19 protein-coding genes are annotated in these 23525 nt (G+C 31.8%); 5 read left to right on the top strand and 14 right to left on the bottom strand.

Annotation, left to right across the window (positions count from 1 at the left end; genetic code table 11):
• Positions 1–3 precede the first annotated feature (3 nt).
• The 12 genes from hprK to fakB1 all read right to left on the bottom strand — a co-directional run bounded on the left by hprK (position 4) and on the right by fakB1 (position 16209).
• Positions 4–939, bottom strand: a complete 936-nt coding sequence (gene hprK, locus CD034_RS02390) for an HPr(Ser) kinase/phosphatase (protein WP_002448148.1) — start codon at positions 937–939, stop codon at positions 4–6.
• A gap of 178 nt (positions 940–1117) precedes the next feature.
• Positions 1118–3958 carry an excinuclease ABC subunit UvrA gene (uvrA, locus tag CD034_RS02385; protein ID WP_049432226.1) on the bottom strand — a complete coding sequence of 947 codons (2841 nt, stop codon included), beginning with the start codon at positions 3956–3958 and terminating at the stop codon, positions 1118–1120.
• A gap of 7 nt (positions 3959–3965) precedes the next feature.
• Positions 3966–5951 (bottom strand): excinuclease ABC subunit UvrB, encoded by a 1986-nt coding sequence (gene uvrB, locus CD034_RS02380; RefSeq protein ID WP_002448241.1) that lies wholly within the window; start codon positions 5949–5951, stop codon positions 3966–3968.
• Between the two features lie 268 nt (positions 5952–6219).
• A complete protein-coding gene (locus CD034_RS02375) occupies positions 6220–6447 on the bottom strand; it encodes a CsbA family protein (RefSeq protein ID WP_002448072.1) in 228 nt (75 codons plus the stop codon).
• A 5-nt stretch (positions 6448–6452) separates the two neighbouring features.
• Complete coding sequence (locus CD034_RS02370) at positions 6453–7100, bottom strand: YfbR-like 5'-deoxynucleotidase (RefSeq protein WP_002448191.1); 648 nt, start codon at positions 7098–7100, stop codon at positions 6453–6455.
• 208 nt (positions 7101–7308) lie between these two features.
• Entirely contained in the window at positions 7309–8199 is an 891-nt protein-coding gene (locus CD034_RS02365; RefSeq protein ID WP_002448211.1) for a CHAP domain-containing protein, read from the bottom strand.
• A gap of 220 nt (positions 8200–8419) precedes the next feature.
• Positions 8420–9533, bottom strand: a protein-coding gene (prfB, locus tag CD034_RS02360; RefSeq protein ID WP_100066499.1) for a peptide chain release factor 2 whose coding sequence is annotated in 2 segments (ribosomal slippage) — positions 8420–9460 and positions 9462–9533 — 1113 coding nt in all. Because the reading frame shifts where the segments join, the coding sequence is not laid out codon by codon here.
• A 114-nt stretch (positions 9534–9647) separates the two neighbouring features.
• On the bottom strand, positions 9648–12185 hold the full coding sequence (gene secA / locus CD034_RS02355) for a preprotein translocase subunit SecA (protein ID WP_002448236.1): 2538 nt from the start codon (positions 12183–12185) through the stop codon (positions 9648–9650).
• Between the two features lie 462 nt (positions 12186–12647).
• Entirely contained in the window at positions 12648–13223 is a 576-nt protein-coding gene (hpf, locus tag CD034_RS02350) for a ribosome hibernation-promoting factor, HPF/YfiA family (protein WP_002448103.1), read from the bottom strand.
• A 60-nt stretch (positions 13224–13283) separates the two neighbouring features.
• Positions 13284–13961 carry a ComF family protein gene (locus CD034_RS02345; protein ID WP_002455616.1) on the bottom strand — a complete coding sequence of 226 codons (678 nt, stop codon included), beginning with the start codon at positions 13959–13961 and terminating at the stop codon, positions 13284–13286.
• Entirely contained in the window at positions 13954–15210 is a 1257-nt protein-coding gene (locus CD034_RS02340) for a DEAD/DEAH box helicase family protein (protein ID WP_141567920.1), read from the bottom strand. Before CD034_RS02340 ends, CD034_RS02345 begins: the two co-directional genes overlap by 8 nt.
• A 132-nt stretch (positions 15211–15342) precedes the next feature.
• Positions 15343–16209, bottom strand: coding sequence for a fatty acid kinase binding subunit FakB1 (fakB1, locus tag CD034_RS02335; RefSeq protein WP_002455617.1), 867 nt, complete (start codon positions 16207–16209; stop codon positions 15343–15345).
• Between the two features lie 140 nt (positions 16210–16349).
• Here fakB1 and CD034_RS02330 point away from each other — a divergent pair, with 140 nt between their 5' ends.
• Positions 16350–16991 (top strand): YigZ family protein, encoded by a 642-nt coding sequence (locus CD034_RS02330; protein WP_103288098.1) that lies wholly within the window; start codon positions 16350–16352, stop codon positions 16989–16991.
• Positions 16992–17055: 64 nt separating this feature from the next.
• Here the strand turns inward: CD034_RS02330 and CD034_RS02325 are convergent, their stop codons facing one another.
• Positions 17056–18129: a glycosyltransferase family 4 protein gene (locus tag CD034_RS02325; RefSeq protein WP_049418643.1), complete on the bottom strand. Its 1074-nt coding sequence runs from the start codon at positions 18127–18129 to the stop codon at positions 17056–17058.
• Between the two features lie 372 nt (positions 18130–18501).
• Here CD034_RS02325 and gdpS point away from each other — a divergent pair, with 372 nt between their 5' ends.
• The 4 genes from gdpS to pepT all read left to right on the top strand — a co-directional run bounded on the left by gdpS (position 18502) and on the right by pepT (position 22296).
• Complete coding sequence (gene gdpS, locus CD034_RS02320; protein WP_002448119.1) at positions 18502–19572, top strand: GGDEF domain-containing protein GdpS; 1071 nt, start codon at positions 18502–18504, stop codon at positions 19570–19572.
• A 207-nt stretch (positions 19573–19779) separates the two neighbouring features.
• Positions 19780–20541, top strand: coding sequence for a threonine/serine exporter family protein (locus tag CD034_RS02315; protein WP_002448186.1), 762 nt, complete (start codon positions 19780–19782; stop codon positions 20539–20541).
• Positions 20542–20557: 16 nt separating this feature from the next.
• Positions 20558–21052 (top strand): threonine/serine exporter family protein, encoded by a 495-nt coding sequence (locus CD034_RS02310; RefSeq protein ID WP_002448047.1) that lies wholly within the window; start codon positions 20558–20560, stop codon positions 21050–21052.
• Between the two features lie 14 nt (positions 21053–21066).
• Positions 21067–22296, top strand: a complete 1230-nt coding sequence (gene pepT, locus CD034_RS02305) for a peptidase T (RefSeq protein WP_002448057.1) — start codon at positions 21067–21069, stop codon at positions 22294–22296.
• Between the two features lie 45 nt (positions 22297–22341).
• Here pepT and CD034_RS02300 read toward each other — a convergent pair whose 3' ends face one another.
• Positions 22342–23466 (bottom strand): glycerate kinase, encoded by a 1125-nt coding sequence (locus CD034_RS02300; protein WP_002449068.1) that lies wholly within the window; start codon positions 23464–23466, stop codon positions 22342–22344.
• Positions 23467–23525 lie beyond the last annotated feature (59 nt).

The raw sequence follows: 23525 nt of genomic DNA, 5'->3' as shown, positions 1-23525 counted from the left end.
ATACTATATCCCTTCATTCTGATTCCCATTCTTGAGAATTTCTTCATTTAAACGTTGATTAAATTCTTCAGCTGTATTAATACCCATGATATTTAAACGATAATTCATTGCAGCTACTTCTATAATAACAGCAACGTTTCTTCCTGGTCTTACAGGGATTGTTTTTTTAGTTATTTCCGTATCTAAAATCTTTAACGTTTCTTCATTTAAGCCAACGCGATCATATAATTTATTCTTATCCCAATTTTCAAGATTTATATTTAACCGTATTTGTTTTTGGGTTAGAATTGACCCCGCTCCAAATAAAGTCATGACATTGATAATTCCTAGTCCACGTATTTCTAATAAATGTTCAATTAACTTAGGTGGTGTACCAATCAATTCGTCTTTCGTAATTTCGCGAATTTCAACATTATCATCTGCTACTAAACGATGACCTCGTTTTACTAATTCTAATGCTGTTTCACTTTTTCCGATGCCAGAGTCTCCTGTAATCAATACGCCTACACCATATACGTCTACTAAAACGCCGTGTAGAGAGGTCGTTTTAGCCAACTCATGTTCTAAAAATGTCGTTAATCGACTCATTAAACTTGTCGTAGCATCTTTAGAAACAATCAAAGGTGTCTCCATTTCTTGAGCCGCTTCAATCAGTTCCTGAGGAGGCTCTAATCCTCTTGTCACAATAATTGCTGGGGTTTCAGGACGACATAATTTTCTCATTCGTCCTCGTCTTTCTTCATCTGGTAATAAATTGTAAAATGATAATTCAGTGGTACCTAATAATTGAATACGATTTGCTGCATAATGAGAAAAATAACCTGCCATTTCTAAACCAGGTCTAGAAATATCAATATTTTTAATTGTTTTATTTAATCCTTTTTCTCCAGTAAATAGCTTCAGTTTTAATACTTTAACCAATCTCTCTGTCGTTAACATGAGTTCACCTCAAAATTCCCTTGAATTAATTCATCTCTTATCATATCAAAAATATAACAATATGTTATATAAAAAAGGAGTAGAAAATTATTTTTCTACTCCTTTTTTCAAAACCATTAAAATGATATTCTACTTCATTTATACTCTAAAAAAGCACTATCGCACATTAAATTCTATTTTATTCATCTCGCACTTTATCACGTTCTAACACTGTTTTTAAGTACTTACCTGTATAAGAAGCTTCCACACTTGCAATGTCTTCTGGCGTTCCAGTTGCAACGATAGTACCGCCACCTTCTCCGCCTTCTGGTCCTAAATCTATAATATAATCTGCTGTTTTAATAACATCTAAATTATGTTCAATAATAACCACTGTATCTCCATTTTCCACAAGGCGATTTAATACTTTTAATAATCGACTGATATCGTCAACATGAAGACCTGTAGTAGGTTCATCTAAGATATAAATTGATCGTCCTGTAGAACGTTTGTGTAATTCTGAAGCCAGTTTCACACGTTGTGCTTCCCCACCAGAAAGTGTGGTTGCTTGTTGCCCTAGAGTAATATAGCCTAATCCTACATCTACAAGTGTTTGTAATTTTCTATGAATTTTAGGAATATTTTCAAAGAAATAAGTCGCTTCTTCTACTGTCATTGCTAATACATCTGCAATATTTTTTCCTTTATATGTGACTTCTAAAGTTTCTCTATTGTATCGTTTGCCATCACACACTTCGCATGGCACATATACATCTGGTAAGAAGTGCATTTCTATTTTAATAATGCCATCGCCTTTACAAGCTTCACAACGACCACCTTTAACATTAAAACTAAAGCGTCCTTTTTGATATCCTCTAATTTTAGCTTCATTCGTTTGAGCAAAAACATCTCTAATGTCATCAAATACACCTGTATATGTCGCCGGGTTAGAACGTGGTGTTCTTCCTATAGGTGATTGATCAATATCTATAATCTTATCTAATTGATCAATACCTTTGATCTCATCATACTCTCCAGGTTTAACTTTAGAATTATTAATTGTTTGAGCTAATGATTTATATAACACTTCATTAACTAATGAACTTTTACCTGATCCAGAAACACCTGTTACAACCGTCATTACTGACAATGGAATATCTACATCAACATCTTTTAAATTATTACTTTTTGCACCTTTAATTGAGATTTTACGATTCGTAACTTCTCTGCGATGTTCCGGGACGTCAATACGTTTTTTACCGCTCAAATATTGACCAGTTAAGGATTTCTTGTCTTTCATTACCTTTTTAGGAGTCCCACTTGAGACAATTTCACCGCCATGATTACCTGCACCAGGTCCGACATCAACAAGGTAATCGGCTGCTCTCATCGTATCGTCATCATGTTCAACTACAATGAGTGTGTTACCTAAATCTCTCATCTCTTTTAATGTATTGATTAAACGATCATTATCGCGTTGATGTAATCCGATAGAAGGTTCGTCCAATACATAAAGCACGCCTGTCAATCGTGATCCAATTTGAGTAGCAAGACGAATACGTTGTGCTTCTCCACCTGATAGTGTTCCTGAAGAACGATTCAGTGTTAAATAATCAAGCCCTACATTATTTAAGAATGTTAATCTTGAAATAATCTCAATTAAAATTTGTTTAGCAATCGCTTTGTCTTGCTCTGATAACTCTATATTCTCATAAAATTTGAGTGCATTTTTAATTGAATATTCTACAACTTCGCCAATATTGTATCCACCAACATATACTGAAAGTGCTTCTTTACTTAAACGTTTACCGTGACATGTTTCACATGGAAGTTCAGTCATATATCTACTCATCATTTCACGTGTATATTCTGATGGTGATTCGTGATAACGTCGATCTATATTAGGGACTACGCCTTCAAATTTCATTTTTCTACGACGTGTGCCTCCATTTCGACTATGAAATGAAAACTCAATTTCTTTATCGCCTGACCCATTCATAAGAATATCTTTTTGTCTATCAGTCAATTTTTTATATGGCTTATCCATATTAATTTTATAAACTTCACATACTCGTTTTAATAATGTTGGATAAAAGTCGGAACTTGTAGGCTCCCAAGGTTCAATCGCACCTTCATTTAAAGTTTTATTAGTATCAGGAACAACCAAATCTAGATCTACTGTAAGTCTTTGACCTAATCCATCACATGTTGGACAAGCACCGAATGGGCTATTAAAACTAAACATTCTAGGTTCTAATTCACCTATAGAAAATCCACAAATTGGACAAGCATGATTTTCAGAGAATTTGAGCTCTTCTCCACCAATGACATCAACAGTAAGGTTTCCTTCACCTAGCTCTAAACTTGTTTCTATTGAATCTGCTAATCTTGTTTCTATTCCTGATTTTACAACTAAACGATCTACAACTACTTCAATAGTATGATTTTTATTTTTATCTAGTGCAGGAACCTCGTTTACATCGACCACTTCACCATCGACACGTAATCTGACATATCCCTTTTTGCCAATATCTTCAATTAATTTTTCATGGCTCCCTTTTCTATGTGAAACTAAAGGAGCTAAAATTTGAATTTTAGTTCTTTCTTCTAATTCTAATATACGATCTACCATTTGCTGCACGGTTTGCGATTCAATTTCGATTCCATGATATGGACAAAATGCTTTCCCCACACGTGCATATAATAATCGAATGTAATCATATATTTCAGTCACAGTAGCTACTGTAGAACGCGGGTTTTTACTTGTCGTTTTTTGGTCAATTGAAATTGCAGGTGATAGTCCCTCAATGGTATCAACATCTGGCTTATCCATTTGTCCTAAAAATTGTCGTGCGTAGGCACTTAACGATTCTACATAGCGACGTTGTCCTTCAGCATATATTGTGTCAAATGCAAGTGATGATTTTCCCGACCCAGAGAGACCAGTCATCACTATAAGTTTGTTCTTTGGTAACTCAATATCGATATCTTTTAAGTTATGTGCTCTTGCACCTTTAACTACGATACTTGGACCTTTCATGTAATAATCACCCTTCTGCTTTTAGTTCAAATAACATATCTCTCAATTCTGTTGCTCTTTCAAAGTCTAAATCTTTAGCTGCTTTTTTCATTTCTTTTTCAATATTTTCAATTGTTTTCTGACGTTCTTTCTTTGTCATTTTCTTAGGTACTTCAGTTTGTTGCTTTTCATTTGTTTCATCATTATCCACTGTAGCACTAATGACATCATGTATTTTTTTATTGATTGTTTTAGGAGTAATACCATATTTTTCGTTATGTGTCATTTGTATTTCTCGACGACGCTGTGTTTCATCAATTGCGTACTGCATAGAGTCTGTTATCTTATCGGCATACATGATAACTTCTCCTTTATCGTTACGTGCAGCACGTCCGATAGTTTGAATAAGTGAACGATTTGAACGTAAAAATCCTTCTTTATCTGCATCTAAAATAACTACTAACGACACTTCAGGTATATCAATACCCTCTCTAAGCAAATTGATACCTACTACAGCATCATATGTGCCCATTCTTAAATCACGTATAATTTCTATACGTTCAAGTGTTTTGATTTCAGAATGAAGATAATTCACTTTAATTCCTGCCTCTTTCATATATGTTGTCAAATCTTCACTCATTTTTTTAGTTAAGGTTGTGACAAGTACACGTTCATTCCTATCAATTCTTTCTTGAATTTCACTGAGTAAATCATCAATTTGATTCTTCGTAGGTCGAACATCAATTTTAGGATCTAATAAACCAGTTGGTCGAATAATTTGTTCTACCATTTTATCAGTATGTTCAATTTCATATGGACCAGGTGTTGCTGAAACATAAACGAGCTGTTTAGTTTTTTGTTCAAATTCTTCAAATTTAAGCGGACGGTTATCCATAGCACTTGGTAAACGGAAACCATGATCTACGAGTACTTTTTTACGTGCTTGGTCTCCATTAAACATACCTCTAATTTGTGGTAACGTCACGTGCGACTCATCTATCATTACAAGCCAATCATCACCAAAATAATCAAGTAAAGTATAAGGTGTGGAACCAAGTGGTCTTAATGTTAAATGAACAGAATAATTCTCTATTCCAGAACAAAAGCCCATCTCTCTCATCATTTCTAAGTCATAATTTGTACGTTGTTCTAGACGTTGTGCTTCTAATAATTTATTTTCAGCTTTCAATTCTTTTAATCGCTCTTCAAGTTCTTTTTCAATACGTTCAATAGCGACTTTCATTTTTTCTTCTCTAGTAACAAAGTGGGAAGCAGGGAATATGGCAAAATGTTCTCTTTCACGTATCACTTCACCAGTTAGATAATTTACTTCTCTGATTCTATCAACTTCATCGCCAAAGAATTCCACTCGGATACACATTTCTTCTCTTGAAGCAGGAAAGATTTCTACAACATCTCCTCTTACTCTAAATGTACCACGTTGAAAATCGATGTCGTTCCTTGAATACTGAACATCGACTAATTTTCGAAGAAGCTCACTTCTATCCATTTCCATTCCTACTCGAACGCTAACAACTAAGTCTTTGTATTCTTCTGGATTACCTAAACCATAAATACAACTTACACTTGCAATAATAATCACATCATCACGTTCGAATAAAGCACTTGTAGCTGAATGTCGTAACTGATCAATTTCATCGTTAATTGAGGCGTCTTTTTCGATAAATGTATCCGTTGATGGTACATATGCTTCAGGTTGATAATAATCGTAGTAACTCACGAAATATTCTACCCTATTTTCAGGAAAGAACTCTTTAAATTCACTATACAATTGACCTGCTAACGTTTTATTATGCGCTATAATTAATGTAGGTTTTCCAACTTCTTTAATAACATTACTCATGGTAAATGTTTTACCAGTACCCGTTGCACCAAGTAATGTTTGATGACGTTTACCAGCTTTAACACCTTCAACGATTTTTTTTATGGCTTGAGGCTGGTCCCCTTGTGGTTCAAATTCAGAATTTAATTTAAAAGGATGATGTTCTACCATTCTTTCAAGCGCCTCCTCAGTTTATTTTTATTAATTGTTTATTTCAGTAAAAATAATACTATTTATACTTATTTTAACAAAAAAGCGAATAAAAAAACAAACGTTTGTTCGCTTACGTTTGCCATCATTTTTTATACATATATAAAAGATGAGACACAAATATAAATTCATTTCTATATTTATGCCTCATCTTAATATGTTGACGTATTTTTATTAGATATGTATTAATAATATAAAACAAATGGTATAGTACTGCAATTTTTTTGGCTTAATCTTGATGTTTGTGAAATTCTAAATTATCAATAATCACATAACCAGCTAGGATAGATACTACATCTAAAAATATAATCCATTCATTATGAAAAAATCCTTTATACACTGAAGCGGCAATTAATATCAATGTTACAATAACGCCTACCCATTTACTTCTGGTAATGACACTAAATAAAATAACTAAGATACAAGGAAAGAAAGCAGCTAAAGTATACCATACCATTATATTCACTCATTTCTTCTTCGTCGTTCTAAGATTGTCATTGTTGTTTCACGTAGTTCAGCACGAGGAATAAAGTTTTCCGTAAGCATTTCCGGTATAACGTGATCAATAAAATCTTGTACTGAACTTAAATGATCAAATTGCATTATTGTTTCTAGGCTATGTTCATAAATTTCAAAAAACAGATCTTCCGGATTACGTTTTTGAATTTCACCAAACGTTTCATATAATAAGTCAATTTTATCAGCTACTGATAAAATTTGGCCTTCTAAAGAATCATCTTTTCCCTCTTGAAGTCTTTTACGATAAATATCTTGGTATGGCTTCGGAATTTCTTCATTAATGAACGTATCTACCATTTCTTCTTCGACTTGAGAAAATAACATTTTTAATTCTCTGCTTGCATATTTAACTGGTGTCTTAATATCCCCTGTAAATACTTCTGCAAAATCATGGTTAAGGGCTTTTTCATACAAGCTTTTCCAATCAATTGAATTACCATGATATTCTTCAACTGTTGCTAAGTATTGAGCTATTTTAGTAACTTTAAATGAATGTGCTGCAACATTATGCTCAAAATATTTGAATTTTCCTGGTAATCTTATTAATTTTTCAAGATCAGATAAACGTTTAAAGTATTGATGAACCCCCATAATGCGGTTATACCTCCTTATATTATTAAATAGAAATTATACTTGTATTTATTATATCAATCAATCGTTTAGTAAAAAGTTTTAATTGTGATAATTTCATAACTTTTATTTCTTTTTTTAAACAATACATTGCATTATTAATAACTAAAAAAACATCAACAAAACATAAGCTTTGTTGATGCTTTAACATTATAAATCCTTTGAAAATTTAATGTATAAAATTATAACTAGACGAATTATAAATTGTTCTATTTGTAACATCATTGAAATGACCATTCCAATTCATCTCTGAAACATAAAACGAACCATCATTGTTCACACGTTCTACGATGCCCACGTGACCATAATAACCCGCTGGTGTTTGGAAAACAGCACCTACTTCTGGACGATGATCGACCACTAAACCAGCATTTCTAGCTGAGCTTGCCCAATTATTTGCATTTCCCCAATAGCTCCCTACTGAACGTCCTAATTGTTGTCTACGATCAAATGCATAATATGTACAGTTACCAAAATAATAATGATTACCTTGGTTATTTAAAGCGCTATTATTATAATATACTGGTGCACTTACTGTTTCAGTATTGTAATTATTACTAGTAACATATGATGGAGACGCTACATATGACGCAGTTTCAGCGCTATTATAGCTTAATGGTGCAGTTTCAGTTTCACTTGAATAAGGCGTAGCATATACACTACTATCACTTATCAATTGACTTTCTAATGTTGCTGAACCTTTGTCACTTACTGCGATTAAATCACCAGGATGAATTAACGGTTTTACTCCTGGATTAAATGCATATAATTCATCTAATGTTAAATGATGAGCATTCGCAATGTTGTTTAATGTATCACCAGATTTAACTTCAACAATATCTTTATCAGGTACAACTATTGAAATATCTTTTTCAACTTCCTCATTACCTATATGATTTAATTTTTTTATCTCATCTGCAGTTGTAGAAAATTGTTGTGCCAATGCTTCTACATTTGTTTTTTCTTTAACAATGTGTGTTTGTTGTGCATGTGCTAACGTATTTAAACCTGTAATTGCTGCAATTGAAGCAAATGTTACAGTCATTGATTTTTTTAACATGTTGTCATTCCTTTGCTGTAGTGTATGCTTGTTCATTAATACTTTAGCATAAACAACATTAAAAAAGAGGAATGTTAAAACCTTGTAATATAAAGGTTAAATAACACTCCTAAATTAGTTTAAATTGATTAAATTAGTAATATTACAAGTCACGAATTACATTTTAAAGTTAGATTTATTTAGATTTTAAAATTTTATTTTTTATTAATAAACAACTCAATCAATCATTTTGTGACATCGTTTGTCGTAAATAAGCTTCTATAAATGGCGCAATATCTCCATCCATTACTGCATCTACCTTAGCAGTCTCTTCATTTGTACGATGATCTTTTACCATAGAATATGGATGGAATACATACGAACGAATTTGACTACCCCATCCTATTTCTTTTTGTTCACCACGAATTTCTGCCATTTCACGTTCTTGCTCTTCTAACTTCAATTGATATAATTTAGATTTCAACATTTTCATTGCAGCTTCACGGTTCTTGATTTGAGAACGTTCATTTTGGTTATTCACTACAATTCCGGTTGGATGGTGAGTAATACGGATTGCAGACTCTGTTTTATTGATATGTTGTCCACCTGCACCTGATGCTCTAAATGTATCTACTGTAATATCATCAGGATTAATTTCTATTTCTATCTCATCATTATCAAATTCTGGTATAACATCACAAGAAGCAAATGACGTATGACGTCTTCCAGATGAATCAAAAGGTGAAATTCTTACAAGTCGGTGTACTCCTTTTTCTGCTTTTAAGTAACCGTAGGCGTTATGACCTTTAATCAATAATGTAACGCTTTTTACTCCCGCTTCATCACCTGGTAAATAATCGATGGTTTCTATTTTAAAGCCTTGTTGTTCACCATATCTTTGGTACATTCTTAATAACATGCTAGCCCAGTCTTGAGATTCGGTCCCTCCAGCACCAGGATGCAACTCTAAAATAGCATTATTTGCATCATGTGGACCATCTAATAATAATTGTAATTCAAACTGATCGATTTGTTCTCTGAATGATACAATATCTTGTTCTAAATCTTCTTTGATTTCATCATCATATTCCTCTTGAAGTAATTCCCATGTTGCATCCATATCTTCTAATTTATGATTGAGCTCATAGTAACCATTAACTATCGATTTTAATGCATTATTTTTATCAATAACATCTTGAGCTTTATTTTGGTTATCCCAAAAGTCTGGTTCTGTCATCATTTCTTCATATTCTTGAATATTTGTTTCTTTATTTTCTAAGTCAAAGAGACCCCCTAATTTGTTCTAAATCATTATTATATTCATCAATATTACGTTTGATTTCTGATAATTCCACTATATATGTCTCCTTTATTTATAAATTCTTTAAATAAAATACGAGATCGCGACAAAAGCTTTTAAATGATAAGCAATATACGTCTCGATCTCGCCTAATTATAATTACTTGATATTAATCTTCTTTACCATGGCAATTTTTATATTTTTTACCACTACCACAAGGACAAGGATCATTACGTCCGATTTTTTCACCTTTTACAATAGGTTGTTTTTTTGCTTTTTCTTTGCCATCTTCAGCAGATACGTGTTGTGCCTTGCCAAAATCTGTTGTTTTTTCACGTTCAACTTGTTCGTCTACTTGAATAACAGATTTTAATATATATTTAGACGTATCTTCTTCAATAGCTTGCATCATTAAGTCAAATAACTCGTGTCCTTCATTTTGGTAATCACGAAGTGGATTTTGTTGTGCATATGAACGTAAGTGTATACCTTGGCGTAACTGATCCATTGTATCAATATGGTCAGTCCAATGAGTATCAATAGAACGTAATAAAATCATACGTTCAAATTCAGGCATTTGATCTCCAATTTTTTCTTTTTGGCTTTCATAACCTTTTTCAATTTTAGTCCATACCACTTCAAAAATGTCTTCAGAATCTTTACCTTTAATTTCTTCTTCAGTTAATTCTCCTTCTTGAATAAACACATCATTAACATAATTTATAAATGGTCCATAATCAGGATTATCGTCTTCATCGTTAATATAGTAGTTAATCGCTCTCTGTAAAGTAGTACGCATCATCGCAATAACAATTTCTGAACTATCTTCTGAATCTATAATGCTATTACGTTCATTATAAATAATTTCACGTTGTTTACGTAATACTTCATCATACTCGAGAATACGTTTACGTGCATCAAAGTTATTTCCTTCAACACGTTTTTGAGCTGATTCAACTGCGCGTGAAACCATTTTAGATTCTATTGGCGTTGAATCATCCATACCTAAACGATTCATCATTTTTTGAAGTCTTTCAGAACCAAAACGAACCATTAATTCATCTTGTAATGATAAGTAGAAACGACTATCCCCTTTATCTCCTTGACGACCTGAACGACCACGTAATTGATCATCAATACGACGAGATTCATGTCTTTCAGTGCCTATTACTGCAAGGCCACCTATTTCTTCTACGCCTTCACCTAATTTAATGTCTGTTCCACGTCCAGCCATATTAGTAGCAATAGTAACTGCACCTTTTTGTCCTGCATTGGCTACAATTTCAGCTTCTCTTTCATGATTCTTCGCATTTAATACATCATGACGTATACCGCGTTTTTTCAATAAATTTGAAATGTATTCACTTGTTTCTACTGCAACAGTACCTAATAAAACTGGTTGTCCTTGTTTATGTTTTTCAACCACATCGTCTACAACTGCATCAAACTTTCCTTTTTGACTAATATAAATTAAATCAGACTTATCTTGACGTTGAACAGGTTTGTTCGTTGGAATTTGAGTTACTGTCATATTATAGATATTACGGAACTCTTCCTCTTCAGTTTTAGCAGTCCCAGTCATTCCAGCTAATTTATTATACATACGGAAGTAGTTTTGGAAAGTAATTGAAGCCATTGTTTTAGATTCATTTTGAATTTTCACGCCTTCTTTAGCTTCAATAGCTTGATGCAATCCTTCAGAAAAACGACGTCCAGGCATTGTACGACCAGTGAATTGATCTACAATTAATACTTCTCCATCTACGACCATGTAATCGACATCGCGTTGTAAAGTCACATGTGCTCTTAAAGCAGTATTAATATGACTAATAATATCTACATTTTGAACATCATATAAATTATCAATTTTAAACATTCGTTCTGCTTTATCTGCACCTTGTTCTGTTAAATGAACAGCTTTTGTTTTTTCATCATATTTATAATCTTCATCCGCTTTTAACATCTTAGCAAAAACATTCGCTTGAGTATAAAGAGACGTTGACTTTTCAGCTTCACCTGAAATAATTAGCGGTGTTCTTGCCTCATCTATTAAAATAGAGTCAACCTCATCAATAATAGCAAAATGTAATGGTCTCATTACGCGTTCTTCCGCATAATTCACCATATTATCTCTTAAGTAATCAAAGCCTAATTCATTATTTGTACTATAAGTAATGTCTTTTGCGTATGCTTCACGTTTTTCTTCAGTAGATTTGCTATTTAGATTTAAACCAACTGTTAAACCTAAAAACTCATATAATTCAGCCATTTCTTCACTTTGAACACTAGATAAGTATTCATTGACTGTAATAACATGAACGCCTCGTCCTGCTAAAGCATTTAAATACGTTGGCATTGTCGCAGTTAATGTTTTACCTTCACCAGTTCTCATTTCTGCAATATCGCCTTTATGAATAGCAATACCACCCATAACTTGGACTTTATAAGGTGACATGTTAAATACACGTTTTGCACCTTCACGTACTAATGCAAATGCTTGTGGTAAAATTTTATCTAAATAGTCATTTTGTTTTTTTACATCTTCAATTGCTTGTGCTTCTTCTTGAAATTGCTTTGTTTTATTTCTGATTTCTTCGTCAGTTAAAATCGCCATTTTTTCCTCTAAAGCAAGTACTTCATCAGCTTTTTTACTTAAACGTTTCACTTCTTTCTTATTGCCGTCAACAATTTTTGATAAAAATCCCATTATGTTCGCTCCTTTAGCTAAAAAAACTGTTTGGCCTACAACAATTTATAATATCATTTATAAGTTCAAATTTATACTTAAATACTCATATAAACGATATGCTTAATTGTGTACAATAATTACTTTTATATTTAAACTTTCTTTCTATTTCAAAAAACTTACTATCCTTTAATTTTTAATTACCTCATTACATTAGCATAGCATGATTATACCGTCCATGAATAAGTGTAAAATAGCTAGTTGATAGTAGCTTCATACTCATTCTTCACATTGTACGATACATATAATATTTATTATTCTCTTCTAAATAATAAAAGTACCTGGGACATCAACTTGTCTCAGGTACCTTTAAACAAGGGAGTAGTCATTGACTGAATTGAATACGTGCCTATGTCATGCATTTTCAATTCTAGTCATAGCTCCTCTCATACTTAAACTTTCGTAAAGAACGTCTACATTCAACTATTCAGTTGTTTCAATCAGACCATATTTACCATCTTTACGTCGATACACAATACTTGTACCATCTGTTTCACGATCTGTAAAAATGTAAAAATCATGCCCTAATAAATCCATTTGTAATACTGCTTCTTCAGAATCCATTGGTTTTAAGCTAAACTGTTTAGAACGAATAATTTCTATTTCATTCTCATTTGATGATTCAGAAGTCGCTTCCACATCCTCATTCACTACTGTTTGTTGCTCAGCAATAAATGGTTCTGGTTCTCCATTATCTCTATTCTTACGATTCACACGCGTTTTATATTTACGAACTTGACGTTCTAATTTGCTTGTAACTAAATCAATGCCTGCGTATAAATCGTCGTGTCGTTCTTCAGCTCTCAATGTAACATTTTTTAAAGGAATTGTTACCTCGATTTTAGTAGCTGAATTTTGATACGTTTTAACTTTTACATGTGCAACTGCATTTGGCACATTATTAAAATAACGTTCAAGTTTACCAATTTTTTCCTCAATATAGTTGCGGATAGCATCTGTAATAGTGAGGTTATCTCCATGAATTTCAAATCTAATCATAGTTATCTCTCCTTTAACCTCTAATATTGGTATTCTTACTATTATAATATCATGTTTAAGTCATCTTGAAAACGCAAACACTTTGAATTTTCTGACTTTTTTATTACATAATACACTCCCCGCATAATGAACTGTCAAACCGGTAGTATAGATATCATCAATCAGTAAAATATTTTTATTCGTAATATCTATATTTTCTTTAAGATAGAACGGATTGTCAGCTTTAAATCGCTCTCTTTTTCCAAGTCTTGATTGCTTAGGTCGTGAACGTGTCCCTAATAATTCTATATAGCTTACCCCCATTTTGTCCAAAACAGTGGTTACTGGATTAAACGTTCGATGTTCATCTCTTTTATAAGGGGATGGGATAGGGACAATATAGTCATATGACGTTTTAGGCAATGTTAACTTTGAAGCTAAAACCTCAGCTAAATAGTAATCCTTCATAAATTTGTAATGATGAATCGTTTCTTTCATTATTCCATCATATTTATATTCACAATACAGTTGTGACATTAGAGTAAATTGTTGATTGAGACATTTACAGTCTAAACATTCATCACTTGCTTTTATTTTATAATTAAGACATCTTGTACATCTTTTTTTATCATTGATATCAAGTTTAATGGCTTGCCATTGTTTTGTGCATGTTTCACAAAATTGTTGTGGTGATTTATAAAAATTAAATATAGATAGTTCTTCGTGAATAGGAGTAGCACACTGAATACATTTATTCATCAATCCACCCTCTTTGAATCCCTAATTTATTCATTTTTGTAATATCTTTTTTAGCCATCAACATTGATATACTCACACCTTCATGAAGAAATAATACCTTTCCTGTGGGAGCTTCTTGTTTACGTCCAACTCTTCCAGCAATTTGTACTAATGCAGCCTTTTCAAATGTATCTGCATTAATTACGATAACGTCTAATTGAGCCATAGTAAATCCACGTTCTAAAATTGTTGTTGTAAAAACAATTCGATGTTTTCCTTCACGAAGTGCTTTCACTTTTTCAAAACGTAAAGCATCTTCACTTGAAATACATATCAAATCTGAAAATATTTTTTTATAGTATTCGGATATCTTAATCATATTTTCTATATTATTAAAAAATACTAACGTAAATCTTTTATGTTCAATCTGATTTAATAACATGTACTTTAAAAAACTTTGAGTACGATTCATATTTAATTTAAAATATTTAAATTTTGGAACTGGTAATGGGTGTCTATGAAAGCGAGCAGGTAACTGTATAATGCGATGTTTTGGTATTTGATGCAGTAAATGTCTAGGTGGCGTTGCAGTCATATAAATCAATGTAGATAGCGGTTTAGCCGCTTGTTTAATAGCATTTTGTAGATGATGATCCATAGGAAGCGGAAATGCATCAACTTCATCGACAAAAATAACTTCAAAGTGATTTTTAAATCGATATAGTTGATGGATAGTACAAATTACAAAATGTCCGTTATATTGTTGTTTACTTGATTGATGCAATACGTCAATATTTTCTTTCAAAAAAACTTCTTTAATACGCTGGCTAATCTCTATTACTACATCTACTCTTGGAGAGATGACTGCTACATTAAATCCTCTTTTACGTGATAAGCTAATACCCTCATATATCATCTCTGTTTTTCCTGCACCAGTTACCGCATATAATAGTAAGTTTTCACAGTTTTCTATAGCAGATAAGATTTTTTCTGATGCATAACATTGCTGTTCAGATAATTTAAAAGATAATGTATATAATCCCTCTGATTTAACATTTTTACTTTTAATGATTTTATATTCAGTAATATTATCCATTCTTCCTAGATGTATACATTGTCGACAATATATTACTTCTTTATTAAGAATAGAGGAAAAATATTGATAGAAATGAGCACTATCTTCATTACCACATTGAATACATCGATATCCTTTTGAACTCTTTACGATACCTAACGTTTTCTCACTGATTATTTCATCTTTTAATTCTATTTCTGAAGATACTAATCTTCCATAATATTTAATATTTCATCACTTCCTTATTAAAATAAAAAAAGTCTAATCGAAAAGGAGATGGGTACCTTAGCCCTCCATGTTCTCACTTTTAACGATTAGACCTTCATCTTATTTGATTACAATTTTTCTTGGGAAATATCCAACTCCGATTCCACCTGAACCTAAATGAGATGCAATGACTGGTCCATATTCACAATATTGAATATTAATGTTTGAATATTTCTCTTTTAATTTAGCACAAAAATCTTTACCCTCTTTTGTTTTATCTCCATTAATCACAAACACTGTTACATCATTAATATTTTTCGCAATATCAAGTGCATGTTGTTCTATAGAATTATAAGCTCGCTTACGTGTACGTACTTTTTCTAAAGGATGAATTTTTCCATCTTCTTCAAACTTAAGCACTGGCTTCATTTGTAAAAGTGTTCCAATCCATGCTTGGGCACCAGTAATACGACCACTTTTTTGTAAATTTTTTAAATCATCAACAAATAAGTATGCACCTGTATCTTTACGAATAGACGTTAATTCCTCAATAATTTCGTTAGGGGTTGCTCCGTCTTCAATCAATTTTAATGTATAAATCACATAGCTGCCTTCAACCATAGAAGCTAATCTTGTATCAAATGTGTGGACTTGAATGCCATCTACCATTTCACCTGCTTGTGTTGCTGATTGATAACTCCCACTAATACCACTTGATAAATTAAAGACGATAACATCTGTATAACCTTTATCTCTCAATTCCTCGTAGTTCTTTATCCATTCACCAATAGCTGGTTGACTTGTTGTAGGAATTGTTTTAGATGCGGCCATTTTTTTATAAAAAGATTCTTTTGAAAGATCTGGATGTTCAGTAAATGTTTCTCCATCATCAAATGTTACACTCAGTGGTGCAACTGGTATCTGATATTTTTCAATAATATGTTTTGGCAGATTCGCAGTAGAGTCTGTCATTACTGCAATTTTCATAATCGTCCTCCTCAATTATACTCACCAGTATTATAAATTATTTTAATAAAAAAGGAAATTCATAATCAATTATTTATCTAAAAGAAAACAAACGTGTATAATAAAATTCATATTAATCATATCGTGGAGGTATTTATCAATTGAGTGATCGTGTTATTACTATAAAAAAAGAACATATTATTGAAAATACAATTAATAAATCTCGATTTATTGCTCATATCAAACCTGTTTCCTCAGAAGATGAGGCTAAGATGTTTATAGAAGAAGTAAAACAAACTCATAAAGAAGCAACACATAATTGTTCTGCATACACTGTTGGCAATCAAATGAATATACAAAAAGCCAACGATGATGGAGAACCAACAGGAACAGCAGGTATTCCTATGCTTGAAATATTAAAAAAACTGGATATTCACAATGCTTGTGTGATAGTTACTCGGTATTTTGGTGGCATTAAACTTGGCGGTGGCGGATTAATTCGTGCATATAGTGGTGCAGTACGAGATGTGATTTACGATATCGGCCGTGTAGAATTAAGAAATGCTATTCCCACTACTGTTACCATTAATTATGACTTAACAGGTAAATTTGAGTATGAACTTGCTTCAACTTCTTTTTTTCTAAGAGACAAAGTTTACACTGATAAAGTGAGTTATAAGATTGATGTTGTAGAAACAGAATACGATTCATTTATCGAATTTTTAAACCGTAATACAGCAAGTCAATATGATTTAGAAATAGATACACCTAAGCAATTACCTTTTGATATTGAAACAAATTAATTAAATTACAAAAGCCAGCAAACGCTTAAGATTGCTGGCTTTTGTAAATAAGTGAATAAAAATATTATTTATGGTTTGTCTTATGGCGAGATGCATCGTCATTTTTTTTAGAAATTAAATTAAGAATAGGACGATAACTATCATCTATTAAACCAGTAAATTCAACGATGAGTTCAATTGTGATGACGATTAAGATAAACATTAATAATACACCTAATGGTTGAGATAAATACAATATAATACTCGATAAACTAAACATAATCGCAATAGAGTATATCAGTAATACTGTTTGACGATGTGTATATCCTAATGCAAGAAGTTTATGATGTAAATGTGATTTATCTGCTTGCATAATGTGTTGACCATTTCTCACTCTTCTAATCATTGCAAATAAGGTATCAATAAATGGTACCGCTAAAATAACAATTGGGAAGAATAAAGAAATAAATGTGATATTTTTAAAACCTAGTAAGGATAAAAAGCCAATAATAAATCCAATCATTAATGCTCCACTATCGCCTAAAAAGATTGTAGCAGGATGGAAATTAAAGAATAAGAAGCCAAGTAACGCGCCAATCAGCAAACTACAAATCATAATGATAAATACATTTCCTTGTAATATAGCTATGAAACCAATGGTAGTTAAACCAATAACTGACACACCTGATGCCAAACCATCTAAACCATCTATTAAATTTATTGCATTTGTTATTGCTACAATCCATATAATTGTAATCGGTATACTTAAAATACCAAAATGAATGGTTGGACCAATTGGAAAAGAAATAAAATCTATGGTAATCCCGTAAAAAACAACAACTGATGCCGCTATAATTTGTCCAATTAACTTTAAAATTGGCTTCAAATCATAAATATCATCAATGATGCCTACAAAATACATAATAATTAAACCAATTACCAAAGGTTTAACTGCCCTCTCTATGGGATGGCCTAACCATAAACCAATAAGAAATGAAAGTAGTATGACAGTACCTCCCATGACTGATACTGGTTTTGTATGTACTTTTCTATAGTTAGGTCGATCTACTAAATTAAATTTAAAAGAAACCTTTATTATAATAGGCGTTATTATTAAACTGATTACCAATGTTACAACAATAAGTAATAAAGTATACATCAGTTCACCTTCAATATATTCCTGTTATTTTTTCATCTATACTATTTAAACAATTATTATCAATTTTTTAAATTAGACTATAGTAGTATATATACTTTTTCAATTTTATATATTATTAGTCTGTTTATTTTCTTCGTAATAATCTATTCATTAAACAGACCACTTTTAATCATGTATCATAAACTAATTAAAATTAATTGTAAATTTTTTGTAAAGATACGTATTTTTTATATCATATCATTTTGTTATAAATTTGAACATGAAAGTCTATCTGAAATTCATAATATATATTTTATAACAAACAACTTAATGACAAATAGTAAGTTTTCACTTACAATTACTAATGGTTAATTTAAAGGAGTCGATCCCAATATGTTTGAAGCAACTATTTACAATATTGCCGTTATGGTAGCTGGAATTTATTTATTCCATCGATTACAATATTCAGAAAATAAAATCATGATATTTTCTAAAGGTTATGTCACAATTTTAATGACTTTGGTGGCATTACTAATAACAGCTTACCCTATTCCTTTTCATCATCAATATCTTATTCGTCTAACTTTTGTTCCGTTACTATTCCTTGGTCGCTATACAAACGTCGGTTACACTTTTATTGCCTCACTTATCATAAGTCTAGTGGATATATTTTTATTCGGAAATTCATTTTTTTATAGCGTCGTTCTTATTATAATAGGTATTATTGTTAGTTTAATTGGGCCGTTTCTTAAAAAAAATGATATTATTGCTTTAATTATTTTAAATGCTATCAGTATTGTTATTATTTTTGTTTTATCTATCTTCACAACTTTATATGATTTAACTGAATTAATTATACTTATACCTATTTCATTCGTACTAACGATTACTTCTGCTGTTACCTTTGTTGATATCTGGCATTTCTTTTCGCTTGTTACACGGTACGAAAATGAGGATAAGTATGATTATTTAACAGGTTTAGGTAATGTAAAAGAATTTGATAGACATTTAAATAAGATTTCTCAAAAAGCCGAAATAGAACATACTAGTCTCGCACTTTTACTCGTTGACATTGACGGATTTAAAGATGTTAATGATACATATACTCATAAAGCAGGAGACGCTGTACTAAAACAAATGTCTCAATTGCTTAAAAATTATGTACCACATCAATTTAAAATCTTCCGTAATGGCGGTGAAGAATTTTCTATTGTCATCTTCGATTATTCTTTAGATCAAAGTGTGAAACTTGCTGAAAATATTAGGATGGCAGTCGAAAAATCTTCGTTCCATTTACCTAATAAGGAAGTTATAAAACTATCTGTATCTATTGGCGTTGGTTATTTATCTCCAGATGAATATAAATCTCAACGTAAAGTATTTAAAGACGCCGATGATATGGTCCATGTAGCTAAAAAAGAAGGTCGTAATCAAGTAATGTTTAATCCTATAATTAAATTATAGACGTTACGATTTAATTTGAGATGGAACGTGGAATTCGAAATGAATTCTGTTGCATCTCTTTTTTATACTCTTTTAACATCTATATTATTTATTTGTTATTCTACTTTTAAAATGACTGATTTAGTAATAAAGTATTAATACAAGCGAAGAATATTATAGATATACACGAAAATCATTATATATTTTAATTATTGTGGGGGTGCTTTTATGAATAATTCAATCACTATTATCGATGAAAATAAGGTGATTGATGTTGTATTAATAGCTGGTCGCATTCTCTTAGAATCTGGAGCTGAAACTTACCGTGTTGAAGATACTATGAATCGAATTGCTCACAGTTATGGTTTAAATGATACATATAGCTTTGTCACATCGACCGCTATTATTTTCTCACTTAATGATCGAACAAATACAAGGCTTATAAGAATTAGAGATCGTACTACAGATTTAGAAAAAATTGCTCTTACAAATAGTCTTTCTAGAAAGATTGCTAAAAATGAGCTAACCATTGATGAAGCTAAATCAGAACTGATTCATCTAAGTAAAGCTTCATTACAATATTCTTTTTTATTGAATTTTTTTGCTGCGGCAATTGCATGTGGCTTTTTCTTACTCATGTTTGGCGGTGTTGTTTCTGATTGCTGGATTGCTATTTTAGCTGGCGGCGCTGCGTTCTTAACTTTTAGCTTTGTCCAGCGTTTCATTCAAATTAAATTCTTTTCTGAATTTGTAGCATCAGCAGTAGTCATTACAATTGCTGTTACATTTACTAAACTAGGCATTGCTACAAATCAAAATATTATAACAATTTCTAGTGTTATGCCCTTAGTGCCTGGAATTTTAATTTGTAACGCTATTAGAGATTTAATGGCTGGCGAGCTACTTGCTGGAATGTCTCGTGGTGTAGAAGCTGCACTAACATCATTCGCTATTGGTGCAGGCGTAGCGATTGTTTTATTAATTCTTTAAGAAAGGCTGTTTATGTATGTTATTTTATCTATTTCATTTTGTTATCAGTTTTATTTCGACGGTACTTTTTTCTATTATATTTAATGCTCCTAAACGACTTTTGCTTGCTTGTGGATTTGTCGGCGCCTTAGCTTGGACAATTTATCAATATACCGTAGATATGGATTTAGGAAAAGTTGGCGCTGCTTTTTTAGGTAGTTTAATTCTTGGTTTATTAAGTCATGTGATGAGTCGACGCTATAAAAGACCCGTGATTATCTTCATTGTGCCAGGTATAATCCCTCTTGTTCCTGGTGGTACAGCATATGAAGCAACACGATTTTTAGTATCTAATGACTATACTCATGCTGTGAATACATTTCTAGAGGTCACATTAATTTCTGGTTCAATTGCTTTTGGGATATTGGTAGCAGAAATTCTCTACTATATTTACACACGTATTAAGCAATTTTATGGTAAAATCAAAGGAAAAACGTATAGAAAATCTTACAATATGAACAATAGAGTCTAAGGGGATGTTTCGTTATGAAAGTACAGATTATAGATAGATTATCAAGATATGTAAAAATAGATACACAATCAAATCCCGAATCGAAATCGACGCCTTCTACTGAAAAACAATGGGATTTATTACATTTATTACAAAAAGAACTGCAAGACTTTGGATTAGAAACAGAATTGGATAATAATGGTTATCTGTTTGCCACTTTAGAAAGTAACATAGAAAAAGAAGTTCCTACGGTCGGTTTCTTAGCACATGTAGATACCTCACCAGATTTTAATGCGACAAATGTTAATCCTCAGATTATAGAAGATTATAATGGTCAACCTATTAAATTAGGTCAAACAAATCGAGTATTAAGTCAAGATGTATTTCCAGAACTTAAAAAATTAGAAGGTCACACTCTAATGATTACAGATGGTACATCTTTACTCGGTGCCGATGATAAAGCAGGTGTTGTAGAAATTATGGAAGCAGTAAAATACTTGCAGACTCATCCAGAAATTAAACATGGTCGCATACGTATAGCTTTTACACCTGATGAAGAAATAGGTCGTGGTCCTCACAAGTTTAATGTGGAACGCTTTAATGCCGATTTTGCCTATACTATGGATGGCAGTGAATTTGGAGAATTACAATTCGAAAGTTTTAATGCAGCAGAAGCAACAATCACTGCCCATGGTGTAAATGTTCATCCTGGTTCTGCAAAAAACGTAATGGTTAATGCTATTGGATTAGTACATCAATTCCATAGTCTACTACCTGCTAATGAAGTACCAGAACGTACAGAAGGTTATGAAGGATTCTATCATTTAATGAAAATAGAAGGAACAGTTGAAAAAGCTTCTTTACAATATATTATAAGAGATCACGATAGAAAATCTTTTGAACTTAAAAAGAAAAAACTTTTAGAAATTCGTGATGATATTAATATTCATTATGAAGGTTATCCAGTAAAAGTAGATATCGAAGACCAATACTATAATATGGCTGAACAAATTAAGCCACATCCGTATATTATTGATATTCCTAAAAAAGTATTTGCAGATTTAGAGATAAAACCAAATACTGCGCCTATACGTGGTGGTACTGATGGTTCTCAGCTTTCATTTAAAGGTTTACCTACACCTAATATTTTTACAGGATGTGGAAACTTCCATGGTCCATTTGAATATGCTTCTATCGATGTAATGGAAAAAGCAGTACAAGTGATTATTGGTATTGCTCAAGAAGTAACACAATATGAAAAATAATAAATAAAAAAAGTTTAGTTCATTCTTTGAACTAAACTTTTTTATTTATTTTATTCCCTTAGCTGTAGTTTTTAATAATCGTAAAGCTTGAACTGTATAATGTCTAATTTGAAGACCCATTTTAAAATCTGTGTATGTTTTCGGCATTTCAATAAATGTATTAAACATGGCTGTTACGCGATGATGATTAAATATATCAAACTTATCATTAGTCGCACAAATTGCAATAGATGGTTTGTGATATTTTTCTGTAAGTTCCGCAATAGTCAATGTGGTTGTTTCAAGCATATGATCTTCTTCTTTTAAACCCTCTCCAAAGATAATTAAATCTGCCTGAGATACTAACTCATCTAAATGTGTAATTTGATTTACTAGTTCATGACTCGTTAAAATTTCTGTGTTGTATAATGCTTTCAACACCGCAGCTATACCGCCACCGGCTCCGCCACGTTCAATAGGTCCTAAAGCAATATGTAATTCATTTTTCATAATCTCATTTAAGTACCAAATTAAATTATCAATTTCCACTGCTTTTTTGTGTGGAATTTGATGGTTATAGCTTAATTTCATAATTTCACTATTTTTTCCATACAACTTACTAGAAAAATCCGTCATCACTTGTAGTCTGACATTTTCCAATGTACTAGGCAGTCCAGAAATGTCAATATGACGAATGAACTTAATCATTTGTGCGCCTTCTCGTGCGTCAAGTTCTCTATTTTCATCATCATAAAATTTAGCTCCTAAAGCTTGTAGCATCCCTACGCCACCATCAAAACTATCCATACCACCTAAAGATATAATAATATGATCTGTGTCCTTGTTTAATGCATCTAAAATAACTTCTCCTAACCCAAAACTAGTACGTTGTTCAATTGCTTTATGACCTTTTGAAAATAAATTACTTTCAATAATTACAGTACCTTCTTCAGTTTGTCCATATATCGTTTCAATCTCATTCATATCGGCATCATGAACATTCACTTTATATTTTGTACCTGAGTGCCAAAGAAATACTGAATTTAATAATTCATGACGTCCGTTAAATAAAGGTACCTGTACAATATCTGCATGATCAATTTGACTTGCTATTGCCTCTTCCACATAACGATTCGCTTGATAACTCGAAATAATACCGTTAAATTCATCCATGGCTACTAAAATTTTCATTCTATTTTCACCTCATGCCACTTTCTATCTTTCTTAAATTCATACGTTATAACTTCACT

It is taken from the genome of Staphylococcus hominis subsp. hominis (assembly GCF_002901845.1).
In the GTDB taxonomy this organism is placed as follows: Bacteria; Bacillota; Bacilli; order Staphylococcales; family Staphylococcaceae; genus Staphylococcus; species Staphylococcus hominis.
Note: the sequence above shows the minus strand (reverse complement) of the source record. Positions and strands in the feature narration are given on the sequence as shown.